The sequence below is a fragment of the Nocardia sp. NPDC058480 genome (genome assembly GCF_042720495.1).
GTDB lineage: Bacteria > Actinomycetota > Actinomycetes > Mycobacteriales > Mycobacteriaceae > Nocardia.
Genome location: NZ_JBHXMN010000004.1, coordinates 209,698 through 228,069, shown reverse-complemented (window position 1 = coordinate 228,069; position 18,372 = coordinate 209,698). Strand labels below are relative to the sequence as shown.

Here is an 18,372-nt window from a genome sequence, read left to right as displayed (position 1 = left end):
CTCATCTGTCCACTCCGCACAGTGAGAGGTCAGTGCCCGGACGGTATCTATTGCTCATCTGTCCACTCCGCCCATGACAGGGTCGATGCTGGCGACCGAGGCGATCACGTCGGCGACCATGCCGCCCTCGCACATCGCGGCCACCGCTTGCAGGTTGGTGAACGAGGGGTCGCGGTAGTGCACCCGATAGGGCTGGGTGCTGCCGTCGCTGACCATGTGCACACCCAGTTCCCCACGCGGGGACTCCACCGCCGAATACACCTGTCCGGCAGGCACTCTGATGCCCTCGGTGACGATCTTGAAGTGGTGGATCAGCGATTCCATGGAGGTGCCCATGATCTTGCCGATGTACTTGGGTGAATTGCCGAGACCGTCGGGGCCCAGTTCCAGATCGGCGGGCCAGGCGATCTTCTTGTCGTCGATCATCACCGGTCCCGGCCGCAGCTTGTCCAGGCACTGTTCGACGATCTTGATCGACTCGGCCATCTCGGCGACGCGGATGATGTAGCGGCCGTAGCAGTCACAACCGGTAGTGGTCGGGATGTCGAATTCGTAGTTCTCGTAACCGCAATACGGATCTGATTTGCGCAGATCATGCGGCAGGCCGGTGGCGCGCAGGACGGGGCCGGTGATGCCGAGGGCCATGCAGCCGGTGAGGTCGAGGTAACCGATGTCCTGGGTGCGTTTCTTCCAGATCGGGTTTGCGCTGAGCAGGTGCTCCATATCGCGGAGCCGGCCGGGCAGCAGGTCGAGGAGTTCACGGACTTTGGTGACGCCGTCGTCGGGGAGATCCTGGGCCAAGCCGCCGGGGCGGATGTAGGCGTGGTTCATCCGCAGGCCGGTGATGGTTTCGAAGACGTCGAGGATGAGTTCGCGTTCACGGAAGCCGAACAGCATCGGGGTGAGCGCGCCCAGTTCCATGGCGCCGGTCGCGAGGGCAACCAGGTGCGAGGAGATGCGGTTGAGCTCCATCAGCAGCACCCGCACCACGGTGGCGCGTTCGGGGATCTGCTCGGTGATGTCGAGGAGTTTCTCGACGCCGAGGCAGTAGGCGGTTTCGTTGAAGAACGGGGACAGGTAGTCCATCCGGGTCACGAAGGTGACGCCCTGGGTCCAGTTGCGGAATTCCAGGTTCTTCTCGATGCCGGTGTGCAGGTAGCCGATGCCGCAGCGGGCCTCGGTGACGGTTTCGCCTTCGATCTCGAGGATCAGGCGCAACACCCCGTGGGTGGAGGGGTGCTGTGGGCCCATGTTCACCACGATGCGTTCTTCGGCGCCGCCGTCGATCACTTCGCTGACCTGGTCCCAGTCCTGGCCTGCGACAGTCACTACCGGCGGTTCGTCGCGGCGGAAGTCGGTGTCGGTCATCAGCTGTAGGTCCTCCGCTCGTCGGGCGGCGGTATGCGCGCGCCCTTGTACTCCACCGGGATCCCGCCGAGCGGGTAGTCCTTGCGCTGCGGATGGCCGCGCCAGTCGTCGGGCATGGTGATGCGGGTCAGGGAGGGGTGCCCGTCGAAGAGGATGCCGAAGAAGTCGTAGGTTTCGCGTTCGTGCCAGTCGGTTGTCGGATAGACCGAGAACAGCGACGGGATGTGCGGATCGGCATCGGGCGCGGACACTTCCAGCCGCACGCGGCGGCCGTGGGTGATCGACGTCAGGTGATAGACGGCGTGCAGTTCGCGGCCTTCGTCGTCGGGATAGTGCACGCCGTTGACACCCAGGCACAGTTCGAATCGCAGGGAGCTGTCGTCGCGCAGCGTGCTCGCGACGGCGACGAGGTGTTCGCGCCGCACGTGCAGGGTGAGTTCGCCGCGGAACACCACGATCCTCTCGATCACGGTATCGAAGGCGATGACCCGTCCCATGAGCGCGGCGCGCAACGTGCCGACGAAGGCGTCGAACCAGCCGCCGTACGGGGGCGGGGTGCCCGCGGGCAGGGCAACCGGGGTGACCAGGCCGCCGTAGCCGGAGGTGTCGCCGGTGCCGCTGACGCCGAACATGCCGCGCCGGGTGCCGATCACCTCGTCCTCGGGCGGTTTCGGTTGCGGCTGGACGGGCGATTCCTCCGGAATTTCTTGTCCCGCAGGGCTGTCGGTGTTGTCGGGGGAGTCGAAGGTCATCGCAGCAGCCCCTCCATCCGGATGGTCGGCGTGCTGGCCAGCGCGGCTGTTTCGGCGGCGCGGATCGCTTCCTCGCGGTTGACGCCCATCGGCATCTCGGCGATTTTCGCGTGCAGCGCCAGGATCGCATTGAGCAGCATCTCCGGGCGCGGCGGGCAGCCGGGCAGGTAGATGTCGACCGGGACGATGTGGTCGACGCCCTGCACGATGGCGTAGTTGTTGAACATGCCGCCCGAGGACGCGCAGACCCCCATGGCCAGCACCCATTTCGGCTCGGTCATCTGGTCGTAGACCTGGCGCAGCACCGGCGCCATCTTCTGGCTCACCCGGCCCGCCACGATCATCAGATCGGCCTGGCGTGGGGAGGCGCGGAACGCTTCCATGCCGAAGCGGGCGATGTCGAATCGTCCGGCGCCGGTAGCCATCATCTCGATCGCGCAGCACGCCAGCCCGAACGTGGCGGGCCAGACCGAGCCCTTACGCAGGTAGCCGGCGAAATCCTCGACCGTGCTCAGCAGGAACCCGCTTGGCAGTTTCTCTTCGAGACCCATTATTTCCCACTCATTCCCAGCTGAGGCCGCCGCGACGCCACTCGTAGGCGTAGGCGACAGACACATTGACGATGAACAGCGCCATCGCGGCGAGACCGAACAGCCCGAGCGTGTCGAAATGCACTGCCCACGGGTAGAGGAACACGATCTCGATGTCGAAGATGATGAACAGCATCGCCGTGAGGTAGTACTTCACCGGAAAGCGCTGTCCTGCTGCATTTCCCGGGCCACCGGCGATGGCGTGCGGGGTCGGCTCGATGCCGCATTCATAGGGTTCGAGCTTGGCCCGGTTGTAGCGTTTCGGGCCGATCAGCGACGCCATGATGACGGAGAACACCGCGAACGCCGCGGCGATGGCGCCGAGTACGAGTGCGGGCACCTCGATATTCACGACTGCACTTCCCCTCCTCGCTGGAGCAGGCCGAGCCGTGTGGCCCGGCCGCGGACGGCAGCTTTCGGCGAGACGGGGCCGACAACGTTGTCCGCCGAACCGGGGCTCGCGCAAGGCTGTGCAGCGATGACGGAGCGTTATACAAGAGCCCGTGCTCGTGTGAGCTAGAGCACAGACTACCGCTGTTTCGGGGCTCCGCCGCACGTTTCCGGGGCGGGGTTTGATCGATATCGGTACCGCGATTCATGAGCGATACGGGGGTAATCGTCAGCGGGCATGCGGCAGCGAACCACTGGCATTACCAGTGGTGATGAACAGAAAGGTGCGAAGCGGACTATCCGACGGTTCGGGACGATGCCCGGACGCTCCGGGTCAGCGGGCGAGCAGGACCCCGGCGACCGCGTTGGTGAGCTGCGTGGGGTCGATCGGGTGTGAGACGGCGGCCTCGGCACGCGACCAGTTGGCCAGCCAGGCGTCATCGGGCCGACCGGTGAGCACGACCACCGGCGGGCACTGCTCGATCTCGTCCTTGAGTTGCTTGGCGATACCGAGGCCACCGGTCGGAGCCGATTCGCCATCGAGGATCGCCAGATCGATCCCACCCGCATCCATCTGCTCGATGACCACCGGTGCGGTGGCGACCTCGAAGAAATCGAGCTCGGGTAGATCGGCACGCGGCTTGCGACCCAGCGCCAGGATCACCTGTTGGCGGGTATCGGCATCGTTGCTGTAGACCAGCACACGCAAGGGGGTGGAACCATTGGATTCGGCCACGCTCGGATCGTACGTCCGGGTGTGGCGCCACCGTGGCAGGTTCGCCGGATCAGGCAGTTGGCCTGCGGCGCAAGGACCTCCGTCGCGGGCGTCCGGGAGCTACCCGTCGGCGTCTCCGACGACGTTGCCGCCCAGCGGAATCGTCGCAACCCCTTCTCCGATGGGCTGATCGGGTTGGTCGTCGGCGAGTTCGGTCGACAGGATCTGCTCGCGCAGAATATCGGCGTGTCCGCAGTGCTGCGCGAGCTCGCGCAGCACATGCAGGTAGACCCACCGCGTCGGGAGCGGGCCGCGTCGGTTGCCGTGGACGAGGTCATCGAGGTCGAGGTCCGCCGCGGCCGTTCGGGACGCGTCGCACGCCTGGTCGTAGGCGGTTCGGATGGACGCGATCGTGTCCGACTCCTCGAGCACGAACGATTCGTCCGGAGTCTCGGGGATTCCGATCTCCGCGCGTGAGCGGCAGCTGATCGCCTCGTCGAACCACACCCTCTCGACGAAGGTCGCGTGCTTGACCAGGCCGAGCAGCGTTGTTCGCGACGACACCAGTGAGCGTCGCGCTTGCGCCTCGGTCATCCCGTCGAGGCAGTTCCGCAATGACTCGCGATGGTCGTCGAGGAAACCGGCGAGCTGATTCCGGAGCGGCTGGGCAAAGAAGCTCGGGGCCATGGTGCGGCTGACCGTCAAGGTTGTCTCTCCTCGTAGTTGGTGTAGCTGCGAGGATCTCGCCCCTGGCGACAACGGTATCGACGACGTCGGTACCCGTCTACCGGGATCATTTGCTCAGCGCGGCGTCCAACTCGGCGAGGAGTCGAGCCTTCGAGCGGGCGCCGACGAGGGTGCGCAGGAGTTGGCCGTCCCGGAAGAGCAGCAGCGTCGGGGCCGCCATCACTTGGTAATTGCGGGCGGTGAGCGGGTTCTCGTCGGCGTTGAGGGTGCGAACGGCGAGGGTGTCCGCGCGTTCGCGGGCGACTTCGGCCAGCACGGGGGCGATCATTTTGCACGAAGGGCACCACGTGGCCCAGACGTCCACGAGGACGAGGCCCGGGTGGGCGAGGACGTCGCGGTCGAATGATTCATCGGTCACCGCGACGGTGCCTGCGATCGCGGAACTCTGGGTCATCATGATTCCTTCAGTTCGGTGGGGCTGTCGTGGGGTTGCTCGGCGTGCCGTTCGATCGCCCCATCGCGGCCCGATAGGGGCTGCCGCGCAAAGACCGCTTCTGGCCACGGGAGCGTTCGAGTGGTGCCGTGGCGGTGCGCGGCGTCGCGGAGTCGATCGGCGAGGGCGTCTCTGCGGGCGGTGAGCGCTTCGATTTCCGCGTTCAATGCGTCGATGGTCCGCTGGTATTCGGCCAGTGAGGCCGGGCAGTCGTCTACGTGTTCGCTGCCTGTCGCCAGGCAGTCCAGGAACGGACGGGTCTCCTCCACCGGGATTCCCAGACGATTCAGGGATCGGATTTCCTGCACCAGCCGGACGGTGTGGTCGTCGTATTCGCGGAAGCCGTTGGGGTGACGTTCCGGCGCGACCAGCCCCAAAGCCTCGTACCGCCTGATGGCCTTGGGGCTGAGCTGAGCCAGCCGCGCAAGCTCTCCGATCCTCATACAGCGAATGTAAACGCTGCCCCCAGGGGCAAGGTCAAGCGTGACGGCCGATCAAGGCGCGGCCCATGTTGTCGGGCGGGTTCACATTGATTGTGAGCGTGTTGTGAGCCATTCTGGAAAGGGCAAGGGACACACCGGATTTCATAGGGGCTGTTGCCGGATGCCGAATGGACTGAAAACACTCACTCGCTACACGATCGAGGAAGAACATCGGCACCCCGGTTCTTCAGGGGAGTTCTCCGCGCTGGTCAATGTGGTAGCCACGGCGGCGAAGATCATTGCCAATCAGGTGACGCGTGGGGCGATCATCGGGTCGGGGGTCGACGACGAGTCGTCGGTGAGTGGGCGCCTCGATGTGCTGACCGATGAGATCATGGTGGGGCAGACGCAGTGGTCCGGGCATTTATCGGGGTTGTTGTCCGAGCAGCACGCGACCGTGTTGCCCGCTGCTCAGCGGCGGGGCAAGTATCTACTGGCCTATGACGCGCTGGACGGGTCGAGCAACATCGACGTGAACCTGCCTGTCGGTTCGATTTTCAGCATTCTGCGGGCGCCTGAAGAGGTGGTCGCCGGCGACGCGGAACCCGCCGAATCCGACTTCCTGCAACCAGGTGTGGAGCAGGTGTGTGCGGGGTTCACGCTGTACGGGCCCGCGACCATGCTGGTACTCACCACCGGCAGTGGGGTCGACGGGTTCACCCTCGATCGGGAGATCGGCGCGTTCGTGCTGACTCATCCGCAGATGCGAATTCCGGAGGACACTTCGGGTTTCGCGATCAATGCCGCCAATGAGCGGTTCTGGGAGCGGCCGGTGCGCCGGTATGTGCTCGAGTGCCTGGAGGGAGTCGAGGGGCCGCGGGGGCGCGATTTCAATATGCGGTGGGTGGCGTCGCTGGTGGCCGACACCTTTCACATCCTGACCAGGGGTGGGCTGTATCTCTACCCGCGCGACACCCGCAATCCCGCACTGCCGGGTCGTGTTTCGTTGCTGTACGGGGCGAATCCGATCGCGTTCATCGTCGAGCAGGCGGGTGGGGCGGCGACCACCGGGCACGAACGCATGATGGAGGTCCCCCCGGCCCAGGTGCATCAGCGGGTGCCGTTCATCTTCGGTTCCCGCAACGAGGTGTTGCGTATCGAGCGCTATCACCGGGAACCGGACGCGGGCAAGCGGTTCGACAGTTCACTGTTCGGGACGCGATCACTGTTCCGGCCCGCCAAGCACGACCAGCGCACGTAGACGCGCGACCGGTCCAGTGCTTCTGGGGTGATCAGGCCGGGTCTTGATCGCGTTCTTCCTGTTGCCTGCGGGCCTCGCGACGCTGCTGTTCGGCGCGCTCACGCAGGCCGCGGAGGAAGGCCTCGTCGTCGTCGGGATTCGACGCGACCCGGCGACCGGGCCGATCGTATTCACTGAACCGGGTATTCGAGGCAGGCCGTGACTCGCCGACAGGCCTACCCGCGAACAACCACAACAGCGCGCCGATCGTCGGGATCAGGACGACGACGATGATCCATCCCATTTTCGGTAGGTGCCGGATGCCCGTGTCGGGGCTGGTAATGATGTCGACCAGGCAATACACCCACAGGGCGAGCGTCAGGAAGCCGATGACGGCGTAAGGCATTCGGCGATTATTCCACGTCGGCTCCCACGGTGGATCCGTAGTGGTCGGCGACCGCGGCGAAGGCGAGTTTCGGCTCCCATTCCAGGCCGGGGTAGGTGTGTCCGGTGCGGTCGAGCACTTTGACGATGCCGTAACTGGCGAGATCGAGGTCGTCTCGGGGGTCGCCGTCGGGACGGTGCGGCATGTCGTAGAGGGCGAAGAGGAAGACGAAGGCGCTGTCGATACCGCCGTCTTCGAAGAGTCGCAGCAGTTCGCGCAGATAGGCGGCCTGGCCTGCTTCGTCGCGGAGGAGGGCGGCGCGTAGGCGGACGGGGCCGGGACCGTACTCGACGACCTCGAGTCCGCGCGCACCCACATCGCCGGCGCCGCGGAAGCTCGCGGCACCGAATTCGGTGATGGCCACGGGCTTTCCCTGCGCGACCAAGTCCCGGACGCCGTCGGCGAACCGGTCAGCGACCTCGGCGGAGCGATACAGGTCAAGGGACACAATGTCGAACGGTGTCCAGTCGACCCGTTCCAACGGCACTGCGGCATAGGTGATCTTGCCGCCGAAGTGTTCGCGGACCAGCGGCACCGCGGCGCCGAGGAAGTCAGTGATGCGCGTGCCCACCTCGCCGACCAATTCGGGGAGTGCACCCGGCACGGCCAGTGCCGCGACTCGTTCGTCGAGTCCTTCACCGGGCAGGAAGCCGATGTTCATCAGACTCAATTCGGCACCGGTCACGAACACCACCTCGGCGCCCTGCCGCCGGATGCGTTCCGCGCGTTCGGCGCAGTCGACGAGGAGATCGAGCATCTGCGCGGTGGTTTGTTCGAGCGGGTACGGCGAGAACCACACTTCCAGGCCCAGGTCGGCGGCGTAGGCGGCGGCGAGCTCGAGCCGGTCGGGGTCGCCGCCGACGATGCGGACCGCCGTGCAGTGCAGATCGTCGCGGATGATCCGCAGTTCCTGGTGGACGATTTCAGGGTCGAAGTGTGGGCGAGACGATTGGCCGTCGCGGATGAAGCCTGTGTCGTAGGTGATTCCGTTGGCGCGCATGATGGGTCTCCCTCTCAGCAAATAAGGTACGTTCAGTACCGTATATCAAGAGTTAACAGGCTACAAGGATGGTTTACTAAGGTACGGTCGTACGAACTTCGGAGGAGATCGACGATGGTGGACCAGGGGAAGCCGGGTGCGACGCGCAGGCGTGGCACCGAACTCGAGGACGCGATTCTGCGGGCCGCCGCGGTCGAACTCATCGAGACCGGCTACGCCGGACTGACCATGGACAAGGTCGCCCAGCGTGCGGGGACCAACAAGAACGCCCTCTACCGGCGGTGGCCCAACCGGCTCGCGCTCGGCATCGCCGCGTATCGGCAGCTGGCCACCACCGTCGACGTGCCCGATACGGGTGACCTGCGCGACGACGCCCTCGAATTGCTGCGCCGGGCCAACCGGCACTGGAGTTCGACACTCGGTGCGATCATGCGCGAACTGATCGCCGCTGCCGGTGGTGCCGCGGAAATGCTGGCGCAGCTGCCAGAACAGTCGGCCGATGGGACGGCCGCGATGTGGTTGACGGTGCTCGGGCGTGCGGTGGCGCGCGGCGAAGCGCCGCCGGAGTGCCTGCATCCGCGGGTCGCCACGGTCGCGGTGGTGCTGCTGCGCAACGAGTTCGTGCTGCGTGGCGTGCCGACCGCTCCCGATGATGTACTGGTCGAGATCGTCGACGAGGTGTACCTGCCGCTGGTTCGTCGGCGCGGCTAGTCGGGCAGTAGCGGAACCGAGATCCCTTCGCCGCTGCGCAGCAGTGCGGCACGCGTGACGGCGGTGGAACCGAAACGGCGGCGCAAGTCGTCGAGGGTGGCGTCGAGGGTGTTCTCGGCGCGTGCCTCCAGGGGCAGGGTGAGTTGCATGGTGTCGGCGTCGTCGAGGTTGGTCAGCGACAGGCCGATCAGGGTGATGCCGCGGTCGGTGATGAGCGGTTGCGCGGTGTGCAGAAGCAGGCGGGCGGCGTGACGGATCGCGGCGGAGGCGTCGGTGGCTTCGACGAGGGTGTGGGAGCGGGTGGCTCGGGTGAAATCGTCGAAACGTAGGCGCAGCACCACTGTTCGGCACACACGGTCGGCGGCGCGCAGGCGGCGGCCGAGGCGGTCGGTGAGGCCGTCGAGATAGGCGGCGATCTCTTCGGGCTCGCGGGGGCGTCGGCCGAGAGCCCGTTGGGCGCCGATCGAGCGTCGCCGTTTGCCGGTTTCCACGCGCCGTGGGTCGCGAGCCCAGGACAGCGCGAACAGGTGGCGGGCCGCGGCGGGACCGAGGATCGCGCGCAGATGGGGTTCGCCGAGTTCGGCGAGCTGGCCGATGCGGGTGATGCCGTTGGCGTGCAAGGTCGCCGAGGTGACTTTGCCGACGCCCCATAATCGCTCCACCGGCAGTGGGTGCAGGAAGTCGAGCTCTGTGCCGGGTTCAACAAGGCGCAACCCGTCGGGTTTGGCGACGGCGGAGGCGACCTTGGCAAGGAACTTGTTGCAGGCGATACCCACGGAGATGGGCAGGCCGACCCGCTCCGCCACCTGGGCGCGTAGCCGGTGGCCGATGTCGATCGGCTCGCCGCTGATCCGGCGTAACCCGCTGACGTCGAGGAACGCCTCGTCGATCGAGATCCCCTCCACCACCGGGGTGGTGTCACCGAATACCGCGAACACCGCCTTGCTCGCCTCGGCATAGGCCGACATTCGCGGCGGCACGACGATCGCGTGCGGGCACAAGCGCAGCGCTTGGCCCGCGTTCATCGGAGTGCGGATACCGAACGCCTTGGCCTCATAACTGGCCGCCAGCACCACCCCGCCGCCCACGATGACCGGTTTGCCACGCAGCCACGGCTGATCACGCTGTTCGACGGAGGCGTAGAACGAGTCGAGGTCGGCGTGCAGGATCGAGGCATCGGCGCGGGACTGGATACGCGGGCGACGTGGGGCGGCGGAATCGGACACGAACATATGTTCGCATCGGGGTATGACGAGTTAGGCCGGTCAGGGTGCTGCGATGGTCCTGGCCCGCAGGTTTTCGGCGAACGTGCGAGCGGCCGTGATGTCGGTGGCATCGGGGTGGCCCTTACGGATGCCGCCGACGAGGCGCAACGGGAGCATCGTGTCGAAGCCGCGGCAGTCGAAGGCATCGACCACGTCGAAGCCCTTCCGTTCGATGCTCTTGGTCAGGGTGGTGACGTAGCGGCGGAACGGTGGTTCCGCGACTCCGCTGGTGCGGAACACGAACGCCTTGCCCTGGTGCCCGGTTGGTAGCGATGCGATGAATCGGCGCAGTTCCGGGTGGAAATCCATGTAGTAGATCCCCGAGCCGAAGCCGACGAGGTCACAGTCGGCGAGCTCGGCCGGATCGATGTCGGCGGGGGCGACGACCCGGCCACCGAGAACTTGGCTCATGGTCTCGGCGACGCGCTGGGTGTTGCCGTGCGAGACCGACTTGCACACGAGGATGACCTTCATGGGGATGGTCCTTTCGTTCCGCTGCATTGCTGGACACTCTCGGAGACACCGCTCGGGGGTTCAGCGTGACACGGGGGAGATGTGTCCTCCGTCACAGCTCGGCGGCGATGTTCAGGGTGCGGAACACATCGATGGACTGCAATTTGTCGGGGTTACGGACCGCGTAGAGGCCGGTGACGAGGTCGTCGGTCATCTCGACCACCAGCACCGTGTCCAGCTCGCCGGTCTTCGATCGGGCTATCACCGCAGGCTGTGCGTTGAAACTGCCGAATTCGACAGTCGCGCCCGCCATCGAGTTCTGTGCCAGCCCGATCAGGAACCGCGCGACGGGCTCGGCACCGATGATCGGGCGGCGCGCGGCGCTCACGCGGCCACCACCGTCGGAGATCTGGACGATGTCGGGTGCGAGCACAGCCATCAGCGCGCCGATGTCACCGGTGTTGGCGGCCAGCAGGAAACGGCCGATCACCGCGCGGCTGGTGTCGGAGTCCGGTTGGAAGCGGCGGCGCCGTGACGCCACATGCGCGCGGGCCCGGTGCGCGATCTGCCGCACGGCGGTGTCGGACTTGTCGATCATCTCCGCGATCTCGCCGTGGCTGTGCCCGAACACCTCCGACAGGACGAACACCGCGCGTTCGGTGGGGCCGAGGGTTTCCAGCACGAGCAACATGGCCATCGACACCGACTCCGCCAGCAACACATCGTGGCCCGCGTCCGGCGCGGTGCGGATCGGTTCGGGGAGCCAGGTGCCGACGTAGTCCTCGCGGCGGCGCCGGGTCGAGCGGAGATGGTTGATCGCCTGACGGGTGACGATCTGCACCAGATACGCGCGCGGATGCGTCACCTCCGTCGCATCGCGCCAGCGAAGGTAGCTGTCCTGCAACACATCCTCGGCATCGGCGGCACAGCCCAGGATTTCGTAGGCGATCGTGAACAGCAGTGGCCGGTATGTGGCGAACGTGTCGAGCTCGGTCATCGGGCCACCCCTGCGAACCTCATACGCCGATGATTCCGGGAGACAGCGAGTCGGCGCAACCACAGCGGTTGTCGCGCGCCACGTCAACGCAGCGTGGCGAGGTCCTCTCGGCCGAACCAGACAGGCAGGTGGGCGAGCAGATCCTGTTGGTCCTGCCCGACCCACGCCACATGCCCGTCAGGGCGAAGGAGCACCGCGGGGGCGTCGAGTTCTTCGCTGACATCGACGATGTGGTCGACCCGGTCTGCCCATCCCCGCACCGACAGGCGCCCGGTCTGGTCGAGCAGGAGTCCACGGCCCGCGTGCATCTGCGCGTAGAGGCGGCCGCGTTTCAAGGCGATATCGCGCAGCCGCCGACCGAGCAGTGGATCGCCCTGGCCGAAGTCGTAGCGGATTCCGATGGCGATGATCTTCTCGGTGAGATAACGACTCACGTCGTCGAAGTCCATCAGTTGCGATACCAGCTTGCGCACCGCCTGTGGTCCCGGGTCGAGGGACATCAGTTCCATCTGGGCGCGGGTGTTGTCGAGCACGTCGGCGGCTATGGGGTGGCGTTCGGCCTCATAGGTGTCGAGCAGGTGCGGTGGTGCCCAGCCGTTGATCTGCGCGGCCAGTTTCCATCCGAGGTTGAACGCGTCCTGAACGCCGAGGTTGAGGCCCTGTCCACCGACGGGCGGGTGAATGTGGGCCGCGTCGCCTGCCAACAGCACGCGGCCTACACGGTAGTGCTCGGCCTGGCGGGTGGCGTCGCCGAAACGCGACAGCCAGCGTGGTGAGTGCGCACCGAAGTCGGTACCCGCGGTGGCGATGAGCTGTTGCTTCAGTTCGTCGAAGGTGGGCGCGACCGCGCGGTCCTCGGTGACTCCGGCCGCGGGGGCGAGCACGCGATAGACCCCGCCGGCCAGCGGCATCGCACCGAATCGCAGCTGGGTTCTGCGGACTTCGGTCATCACCTCGGTGATCGTTTCCGGTGACGCGGTCAATTCCATTTCGCCGAGCAGCGTCTCGACCCGGCTGGGCTCACCCGGAAACACGACGCCGAGCAGCCTGCGTACGGTGCTTCGGCCGCCGTCGCAACCGACGAGGTAGCGCGAACGCACCTGCGTGCCGTCGGCCAGGTCGACCGTGACCGCGTCGTCGTCCTGGCTCAGTCCGACCACCTCGGTGCCGCGCCGGATCTCGGCACCGAGCTCGGTGGCGTGCTCGCTCAGCAGCTGATCGGTGAGCGGTTGCGCGATGCCGAGTACATACGGGTGGGCGGTGTCGAGTCGCTCGGGTGCCGGTTTCGGGATCCCGGCGAAGAAACCGCCGACCGGATGCTTGCGGCCGAGCGCGAGGAACCTGTCCAGCAGACCGCGCTGATCCATGATCTCGATACTGCGCGCGTGCAGGCCGAGCGAGCGGACGATCTTCGTCGGCTCGGTGTCCCTTTCCAACAGCACCACATGCACCCCGTGCAGCCGCAATTCGGCGGCCAGCATCATGCCGGTGGGTCCACCGCCGGCAACGATCACCTCGATCATCGAAAACTCCCCTTCGACCAGATTTCCGCAGGTTGCGGGCTTGCCGAGAGATTGTGCGGCATGACCGGGGTCTTGCCGCAAGCCCCGGGGTGCGCTATAGATTAGAAGTGGCAAGGAGCGGGTTTCCCTCTTTGCCATTGCCATGCTCGCGACTCTCACCGAGGCAGTGCCGGTACTGTGAAGCCGGTTCGGGCAAGGTGAAGGAGTCGATCGGCGGTGCGTGGTTTCGGGGATCTCGAGGCGGTGCTGATGGATCGGCTATGGGATCGCGATGTGGACACGACCACGGTGCGCGAACTGTTCGACGAACTCGCGACCGAACGCGACATCGCCTACACCACCGTGATGTCGACGATGGACAATCTGCACCGCAAAGGGTGGCTGGCCAGGGAGCGCGAGGGGCGCGCGTACCGGTACTGGCCGACGCTGACCCGCGAGGAACACAGCGCCCAGCTCATGCACGAAGCGCTCGGTGTCGGCGGGCGGTCCGACCTCGTTCTCAACTATTTCGTCGACCGGATCAGTGACGACGAATTCGCGGGATTGCGCGCGGCATTGCGCCGAGTCGCCACCCGACGGACCGAGGCGAGCTAGCCCGAACGTGTCGGGGTGATCTGATCTGATGGGGACGTCCAACGGGATCGGTCATGGGATGGGGACGCATGCTCAGTGTCGGATGGGATCAGGTGTTCGCCTGGCGGCTGGGTCGTCAGTTCGTCGCGGCACCGACCGCGGGGTCGGTCGAGAATGTCGCGACCAGGCTGGCCGGGGTGCAGGCGCAGGTGGCGTCGGCGGCGCAGTTGGCTGTCGCGGTGCGCAGTTCCGATGCCGGCACTCGACGTCGGCGAGGCGTTGGGCGCGGGCACGCTGATCAAGACATGGGCGATGCGTGGCACCCTGCACGCGATGGTGCCCGAGCAGGCCGCGGCGGCGCTCTCGCTGATCGGATCGGCCCGCACGTGGGAGAAACCCGCATGGCAGAGGACTTTCGGTGCGACCCCTGAGCAGGTGGCTGCCCTGGTGGAGGTGGTGTCCGGCGTCCTGGCCGGTCAGGTGATGACCCGGGACGAACTGGTCGAGGCGGTCCTCGCCGAACCCGGCTTCGCCCACCTCGGCGAGCAATTACGGTCCGGGTGGGGTGCGGTGCTCAAACCGTTGGCCTGGCAGGGCGCGCTGTGCCACGGTCCCGCGCGCGGCAACAAGGTCACCTTCACCGCACCGGCCGACCTGGCTTCCGGGTGGCAGGGCATACCCGAACTCGACATCGCCGCACCGACGCTGATCCGCGCCTACCTCGGCGCGTACGGTCCCGCGACACCGGAGGCGTTCGATGCGTGGCTCAGCCGCAACAGCGTGCGCAAACCCGTGGTGCGTGGCTGGTTCGCGGCCATGGGCGAGGCGCTGACCGAGGTCGACGTCGACGGCCGGATCGGCTGGATGCCGAGCGAGTTCGTCGACGATCTCGCGGCGGCGACTCTCGACGGCGGCATCCATCTGCTCGGCCCGTTCGACCAGTACGTCTTGGGGCCTGGAACGGGCGACACCGCGCTACTGCCCGCCGAGCACCGGTCGAAGGTGAGCAGGACAGCGGGCTGGATCTCCCCGTTGGTAGTGGTCGGCGGCCGGATCTCGGGCACCTGGGAACAGGTCGGCACAGAAGTCGTGGTGTCGATGTTCGACGCGCGCAGAACCCCGAAGCGAGCGCTGTCCGCGGCGGTGAATCGGCTGGCCGAGGCGATCGATGCGCGCGGGCTCGGCCTGCGCGTGGGCTGAGATTGCGGATACCCCGGACGCCGAACCAAGCGCTTGCTACGGTGACCCGATGATCCCCACGATCGTCTGGGGCACCGGAAATGTCGGCCGCGCCGCTATCCGTGCCGTGGCTGCCCATCCGGCGCTGGTTCTCACCGGGGTGCTCGTGCACAATCCCGACAAGGTCGGCCGAGACGCGGGCGTGCTCGCGGGCCTCGACACCGAATTGGGGGTGGCCGCCAGTGACGACATCGACGCTCTACTCGCCGCCGGTCCGCGGGCGGTGGTGTACGCGGCGTCCGGAGATATCCGGCCCGACGACGCGCTCGCCGACATCACGCGGGCGATCCGCGCCGGTGCCGTCGTTGTCACGCCCGCGCTCTACGCCCTCTACGACCCGCGCAACGCACCAGCCGAAATCCGCGAGCCGGTGCTGGAAGCCATTGCCGCGGGCGGTGGTTCGCTGTTCGTCTCCGGGGTGGATCCCGGCTGGGGCAACGATGTGCTGCCACTGTTGATCAGCGGGCTCGCCGCCACCGTCGAGGTGGTGCGCTGCCAGGAGATCTTCGACTACTCCACCTATGACCAACCCGACTCAGTGCGCTATCTCGTCGGGATGGGCCAGCCGATGGATTACCAGCCGCCGATGCTGATGGCGAGCGTGCCGACGATGGTGTGGGGCGGCCAGATTCGGCTGATGGCCAGGGCCTTGGGTGTCGAACTCGACGAGATTCGCGAAACCGTCGACCGGCGCGCCCTCGATGCGACCGTGCAGACCAAGCAGATGGGGGCGTTCGACGCCGGCACACAGGGCGCGGTGCGCTTCGAGGTGCAAGGCATCGTCGACGGGCAGCCGCGCATCGTGATCGAGCATGTCACCCGCATTCATCCGAGCTGCGCACCGGACTGGCCCACACCGCCCGACGGTGACGGTGCACACCGGGTGATCATCGAGGGCTCGCCGCGTATCGAGGTCAGCGTCGAAGCGACCGACGAGGGCGGCAATCGCGCGGCGGGCGGAAACGCCACGGCGGTAGGACGTTTGGTCAATGCCATCGACTGGCTGGTCGAGGCGCCACCGGGTCTGTATGACGCACTGGATGTGCCGCTGCGTGCCGCGGTCGGCAAACTCGGAAGGACACCACAATGATCATCGACATTCCCGAGGGCAAAGATCCCATCGGTTTCGTGTGGGGCGAGATGGTGCCCGGCATCGGAGTCGCCGCGGCGGCGTTCTCGCTGTCGGTCTACGAGCACTCCACCCTGGGCCTGCGTGAATTCGAAGCGGCTCGGCTGCGGATCGCCCAGATCAACGGGTGCCTGTTCTGCCAGGACTGGCGCACCGAACGCGACGGGCAGAAGGTCGAAGCGGAATTCGCCGACGCCGTCACCCACTGGCGTGACACCGACCGGTTCGACGAACGCGCCAGGCTGGCTGCCGAATACGCCGAGCGCTATGCCACCGACCATCACGGCCTCGATGACGAATTCTGGGCCAGAATGTTCGCGCAGTACACCCAGGCCGAAGTGGTGGAGCTGAGCATGAGCATCGGTTCCTGGCTGGCGTTCGGCCGCCTCAATCGTGTCCTCGGGCTGGACACCGTGTGCGTGCTGCCCGGTCACTGACCGCCGGATGCCGCAGGCGTAGCACCCCGCCTTGCCCGTGGCCGTGCGCAAGGGACTGGGCAACACCGTCGCGCACGTGCCGATCAGGCGTACCTCCGCATTCGCTCCGGCCATGCGCAGTTGAGGAACGCTGCGCGTCTGCGCCCGTTATGCTGCGGGCCGTGGTGGAACCTGCGCAACAGCAGCTCGTCGATACGGTGGCCTGGGTGCTGATCGAGAACGGTCGCATCCTGTGTGCCCGCCCCCGCGGTAAGGACGTGTTCTTCATCCCCGGTGGCAAACGCGAGGGCGACGAGACCGACCTGCAGACCCTGGTCCGCGAGGTCGCCGAGGAACTGACCGTCGAACTCGCGCCCGAGAGCGCGGTCCACGTCGGCACCTACGAGGCCGCGCTCGCCGACGGGCACCACGCGGTCGTCCGGATGGCGTGCTATACCGCCGACTACCGCGGGGTGCTCACGGCCAGTAGCGAGATCGAGGCGCTGGCCTGGTTCGGGTTCGGCGACCGCGATCTGGTTCCGCCTGTCGACCAGTTGTTGTTCGACGACCTCGCGGCGGCCGGGTCCCTGCGGTGATCGGCGCGGTGGCACGATCGGCGGTCTATGAACTGCTGGCATTGCCACTGGCATTCACCCGCGTGCGAACCCGGCTGCGGGTGCCGCGCTTGCTGTTGCGCGAACCTGTTGGCGCTCACAAGGTTTCGCTGGCGCGGTGCCTGATCCAGTCGGTGCTGTCCGGGAGTGTCGGGCTTCTCGGCTGGTTTCTCGCGATGCTCAGCGTGCTGGTTCTGGTGCGTGGTCTGGCCTATCCGCTGGTCGCCGCCGATGGTTACGAGAACTCGTGGGGCGGTCCCACCTTGGTGGGAGCGTGGGCGGTGCACGCGGCGCTCGGCGTGCTGATCGCGCCGGTGTTCGTCGGCATGATCGCCCTGTTCGGCCGGTTGCAGTTGCAGGTGACCCGGACGGTGCTCGGCGGTGACCGATCGTGGTGGGCGATCCCGATCGCCCTGGTTCTCGCGGCCTCGGGTGCGCTGTTCTTCGTGGCGTGGGTGCACCAGATCTGAGGGTGGCAGCGCCTCAGTGGGAGTTCGGTCCGGGGATCCGGACACCTGCGGCACGGAGTTTCGCTTCGACGAGCGCGGACATCTTGGCCGCGGCCGATTCCGGCTCTTCACCGTGGTGAGCGATCAATTTGTAGCGTGTCGCGGCCTCGGTGCGGGCTTGCAGCCCGGTCACGATCTCGAGGTGTTCGGGGTTGGCGAGGTAGTGCTCGGCGACCGCGCCGGCGACGTCGTCGATGCGTGGGTCGTCGGGCGCCCAGCTCATGGCCTCGGAGGCGCGCCGGTACACGGCGAGGAACTCGGGGTCGGCGATGGCGTTCTCGACGTTGACGAGGTAGTCGTCGAAGCCTTCCGGGACAAGGGCTTTGGCCAGCACCCAGCCCTCTCTGGCGGCGGCGATGTCCGCTGAGCTGATACCGAGTTCGGGCAGGCGGGCGAGCAGTGCCACCGCGCGGTCGGGCAGCAGCGTGCGGTCGCCGTCGGCGAGGCGGTGCAGGGTGTCACGGCGGGCGATCAACTCCTCGATCCGTTCGGTGAGGCGCCGCTCGACATCGGCGAGTTCGGTGGTGAACGATGCCGCGTCGGCGTCGAGCAGTGGTCCGATCTCGGCCAGCGGTACCCCGGCGGCGGCCAGGGTTCTGACCTGCACCAGCCGCAGCAGCTCGGCCGAGCCGTACCGGCGGTAGCCGGAGCTGTCGCGTGCCGGTTCGTCGAGCAGACCGTTCTTCTCGTAGTGCCGCACGGTTTTGATCGTGACGCCGGCGAATACCGCGGCCTGGCCGATTGTGACGCCGTTGTTCATCTGCTCAGTCCGCCCTGCTCGGGGTAGTCCTACCGGGAGAGTTGACCTTGATGGGCTCGGTGAGGTCAAGTCCGCGGGCCG

The 18,372-nt window shown here is 66.7% G+C and carries 23 protein-coding genes; 8 read left to right on the top strand and 15 right to left on the bottom strand.

What is annotated here, in order from left to right; all coding sequences use genetic code 11:
- Positions 1–54: 54 nt before the first annotated feature.
- The 8 genes from nuoD to ACFWO8_RS12700 form a co-directional block, all read right to left on the bottom strand.
- The gene (gene nuoD / locus ACFWO8_RS12735) at positions 55–1,368 is read right to left on the bottom strand and encodes an NADH dehydrogenase (quinone) subunit D (RefSeq protein WP_378948949.1); all 1,314 of its coding nucleotides are present in this window, start codon (positions 1,366–1,368) and stop codon (positions 55–57) included.
- On the bottom strand, positions 1,368–2,120 hold the full coding sequence (locus tag ACFWO8_RS12730) for an NADH-quinone oxidoreductase subunit C (RefSeq protein ID WP_378948946.1): 753 nt from the start codon (positions 2,118–2,120) through the stop codon (positions 1,368–1,370). The genes nuoD and ACFWO8_RS12730 overlap by 1 nt, the downstream gene beginning before the upstream one ends.
- Complete coding sequence (locus tag ACFWO8_RS12725; RefSeq protein WP_378913693.1) at positions 2,117–2,671, bottom strand: NuoB/complex I 20 kDa subunit family protein; 555 nt, start codon at positions 2,669–2,671, stop codon at positions 2,117–2,119. The genes ACFWO8_RS12730 and ACFWO8_RS12725 overlap by 4 nt, the downstream gene beginning before the upstream one ends.
- 10 nt (positions 2,672–2,681) lie before the next feature.
- Entirely contained in the window at positions 2,682–3,062 is a 381-nt protein-coding gene (locus ACFWO8_RS12720; protein WP_056819816.1) for an NADH-quinone oxidoreductase subunit A, read from the bottom strand.
- Between the two features lie 372 nt (positions 3,063–3,434).
- Complete coding sequence (locus ACFWO8_RS12715; RefSeq protein ID WP_378948943.1) at positions 3,435–3,836, bottom strand: hypothetical protein; 402 nt, start codon at positions 3,834–3,836, stop codon at positions 3,435–3,437.
- 99 nt (positions 3,837–3,935) lie between these two features.
- On the bottom strand, positions 3,936–4,520 hold the full coding sequence (locus ACFWO8_RS12710) for a DinB family protein (RefSeq protein WP_378948940.1): 585 nt from the start codon (positions 4,518–4,520) through the stop codon (positions 3,936–3,938).
- Between the two features lie 88 nt (positions 4,521–4,608).
- A complete protein-coding gene (gene trxA, locus ACFWO8_RS12705; protein WP_378948937.1) occupies positions 4,609–4,956 on the bottom strand; it encodes a thioredoxin in 348 nt (115 codons plus the stop codon).
- Positions 4,956–5,438, bottom strand: coding sequence for a MerR family transcriptional regulator (locus tag ACFWO8_RS12700; RefSeq protein ID WP_378948935.1), 483 nt, complete (start codon positions 5,436–5,438; stop codon positions 4,956–4,958). The genes trxA and ACFWO8_RS12700 overlap by 1 nt, the downstream gene beginning before the upstream one ends.
- A 160-nt stretch (positions 5,439–5,598) precedes the next feature.
- Here ACFWO8_RS12700 and ACFWO8_RS12695 point away from each other — a divergent pair, with 160 nt between their 5' ends.
- Positions 5,599–6,678 (top strand): class 1 fructose-bisphosphatase, encoded by a 1,080-nt coding sequence (locus ACFWO8_RS12695; protein ID WP_378948933.1) that lies wholly within the window; start codon positions 5,599–5,601, stop codon positions 6,676–6,678.
- Between the two features lie 31 nt (positions 6,679–6,709).
- On the opposite strand, the gene ACFWO8_RS12690 is transcribed toward ACFWO8_RS12695, so the two are convergent.
- A complete protein-coding gene (locus ACFWO8_RS12690; protein ID WP_378948929.1) occupies positions 6,710–7,063 on the bottom strand; it encodes a PLD nuclease N-terminal domain-containing protein in 354 nt (117 codons plus the stop codon).
- A gap of 7 nt (positions 7,064–7,070) precedes the next feature.
- Positions 7,071–8,102, bottom strand: a complete 1,032-nt coding sequence (locus tag ACFWO8_RS12685; protein WP_378948925.1) for a hypothetical protein — start codon at positions 8,100–8,102, stop codon at positions 7,071–7,073.
- Between the two features lie 114 nt (positions 8,103–8,216).
- On the opposite strand from ACFWO8_RS12685, the gene ACFWO8_RS12680 reads away from it, so the two are divergent.
- Complete coding sequence (locus tag ACFWO8_RS12680) at positions 8,217–8,813, top strand: TetR/AcrR family transcriptional regulator (RefSeq protein WP_378948922.1); 597 nt, start codon at positions 8,217–8,219, stop codon at positions 8,811–8,813.
- On the opposite strand, the gene dinB is transcribed toward ACFWO8_RS12680, so the two are convergent.
- The 4 genes from dinB to rox all read right to left on the bottom strand — a co-directional run bounded on the left by dinB (position 8,810) and on the right by rox (position 13,051).
- Positions 8,810–10,045, bottom strand: coding sequence for a DNA polymerase IV (gene dinB / locus ACFWO8_RS12675; RefSeq protein WP_378948919.1), 1,236 nt, complete (start codon positions 10,043–10,045; stop codon positions 8,810–8,812). The genes ACFWO8_RS12680 and dinB overlap by 4 nt on opposite strands.
- 33 nt (positions 10,046–10,078) lie before the next feature.
- Positions 10,079–10,552 (bottom strand): flavodoxin family protein, encoded by a 474-nt coding sequence (locus tag ACFWO8_RS12670; protein WP_378948916.1) that lies wholly within the window; start codon positions 10,550–10,552, stop codon positions 10,079–10,081.
- Positions 10,553–10,643: 91 nt separating this feature from the next.
- Positions 10,644–11,528, bottom strand: coding sequence for an RNA polymerase sigma-70 factor (locus tag ACFWO8_RS12665; RefSeq protein WP_378948913.1), 885 nt, complete (start codon positions 11,526–11,528; stop codon positions 10,644–10,646).
- Between the two features lie 83 nt (positions 11,529–11,611).
- On the bottom strand, positions 11,612–13,051 hold the full coding sequence (gene rox / locus ACFWO8_RS12660; protein ID WP_378948910.1) for a rifampin monooxygenase: 1,440 nt from the start codon (positions 13,049–13,051) through the stop codon (positions 11,612–11,614).
- A 216-nt stretch (positions 13,052–13,267) separates the two neighbouring features.
- On the opposite strand from rox, the gene ACFWO8_RS12655 reads away from it, so the two are divergent.
- The 6 genes from ACFWO8_RS12655 to ACFWO8_RS12630 all read left to right on the top strand — a co-directional run bounded on the left by ACFWO8_RS12655 (position 13,268) and on the right by ACFWO8_RS12630 (position 17,492).
- A complete protein-coding gene (locus ACFWO8_RS12655; protein WP_378948905.1) occupies positions 13,268–13,645 on the top strand; it encodes a BlaI/MecI/CopY family transcriptional regulator in 378 nt (125 codons plus the stop codon).
- A gap of 231 nt (positions 13,646–13,876) precedes the next feature.
- Complete coding sequence (locus ACFWO8_RS12650; RefSeq protein ID WP_378948902.1) at positions 13,877–14,824, top strand: DNA glycosylase AlkZ-like family protein; 948 nt, start codon at positions 13,877–13,879, stop codon at positions 14,822–14,824.
- A gap of 49 nt (positions 14,825–14,873) precedes the next feature.
- The gene (locus ACFWO8_RS12645) at positions 14,874–15,953 is read left to right on the top strand and encodes a dihydrodipicolinate reductase (protein WP_378948899.1); all 1,080 of its coding nucleotides are present in this window, start codon (positions 14,874–14,876) and stop codon (positions 15,951–15,953) included.
- Positions 15,950–16,429, top strand: coding sequence for a carboxymuconolactone decarboxylase family protein (locus ACFWO8_RS12640; RefSeq protein WP_378913679.1), 480 nt, complete (start codon positions 15,950–15,952; stop codon positions 16,427–16,429). The genes ACFWO8_RS12645 and ACFWO8_RS12640 overlap by 4 nt, the downstream gene beginning before the upstream one ends.
- 161 nt (positions 16,430–16,590) lie before the next feature.
- Positions 16,591–17,004 carry an NUDIX domain-containing protein gene (locus ACFWO8_RS12635; RefSeq protein WP_378948896.1) on the top strand — a complete coding sequence of 138 codons (414 nt, stop codon included), beginning with the start codon at positions 16,591–16,593 and terminating at the stop codon, positions 17,002–17,004.
- An 8-nt stretch (positions 17,005–17,012) separates the two neighbouring features.
- A complete protein-coding gene (locus tag ACFWO8_RS12630) occupies positions 17,013–17,492 on the top strand; it encodes a hypothetical protein (protein ID WP_378948893.1) in 480 nt (159 codons plus the stop codon).
- 13 nt (positions 17,493–17,505) lie between these two features.
- Here ACFWO8_RS12630 and ACFWO8_RS12625 read toward each other — a convergent pair whose 3' ends face one another.
- Complete coding sequence (locus ACFWO8_RS12625) at positions 17,506–18,291, bottom strand: MerR family transcriptional regulator (RefSeq protein ID WP_378948890.1); 786 nt, start codon at positions 18,289–18,291, stop codon at positions 17,506–17,508.
- Positions 18,292–18,372: the final 81 nt, after the last annotated feature.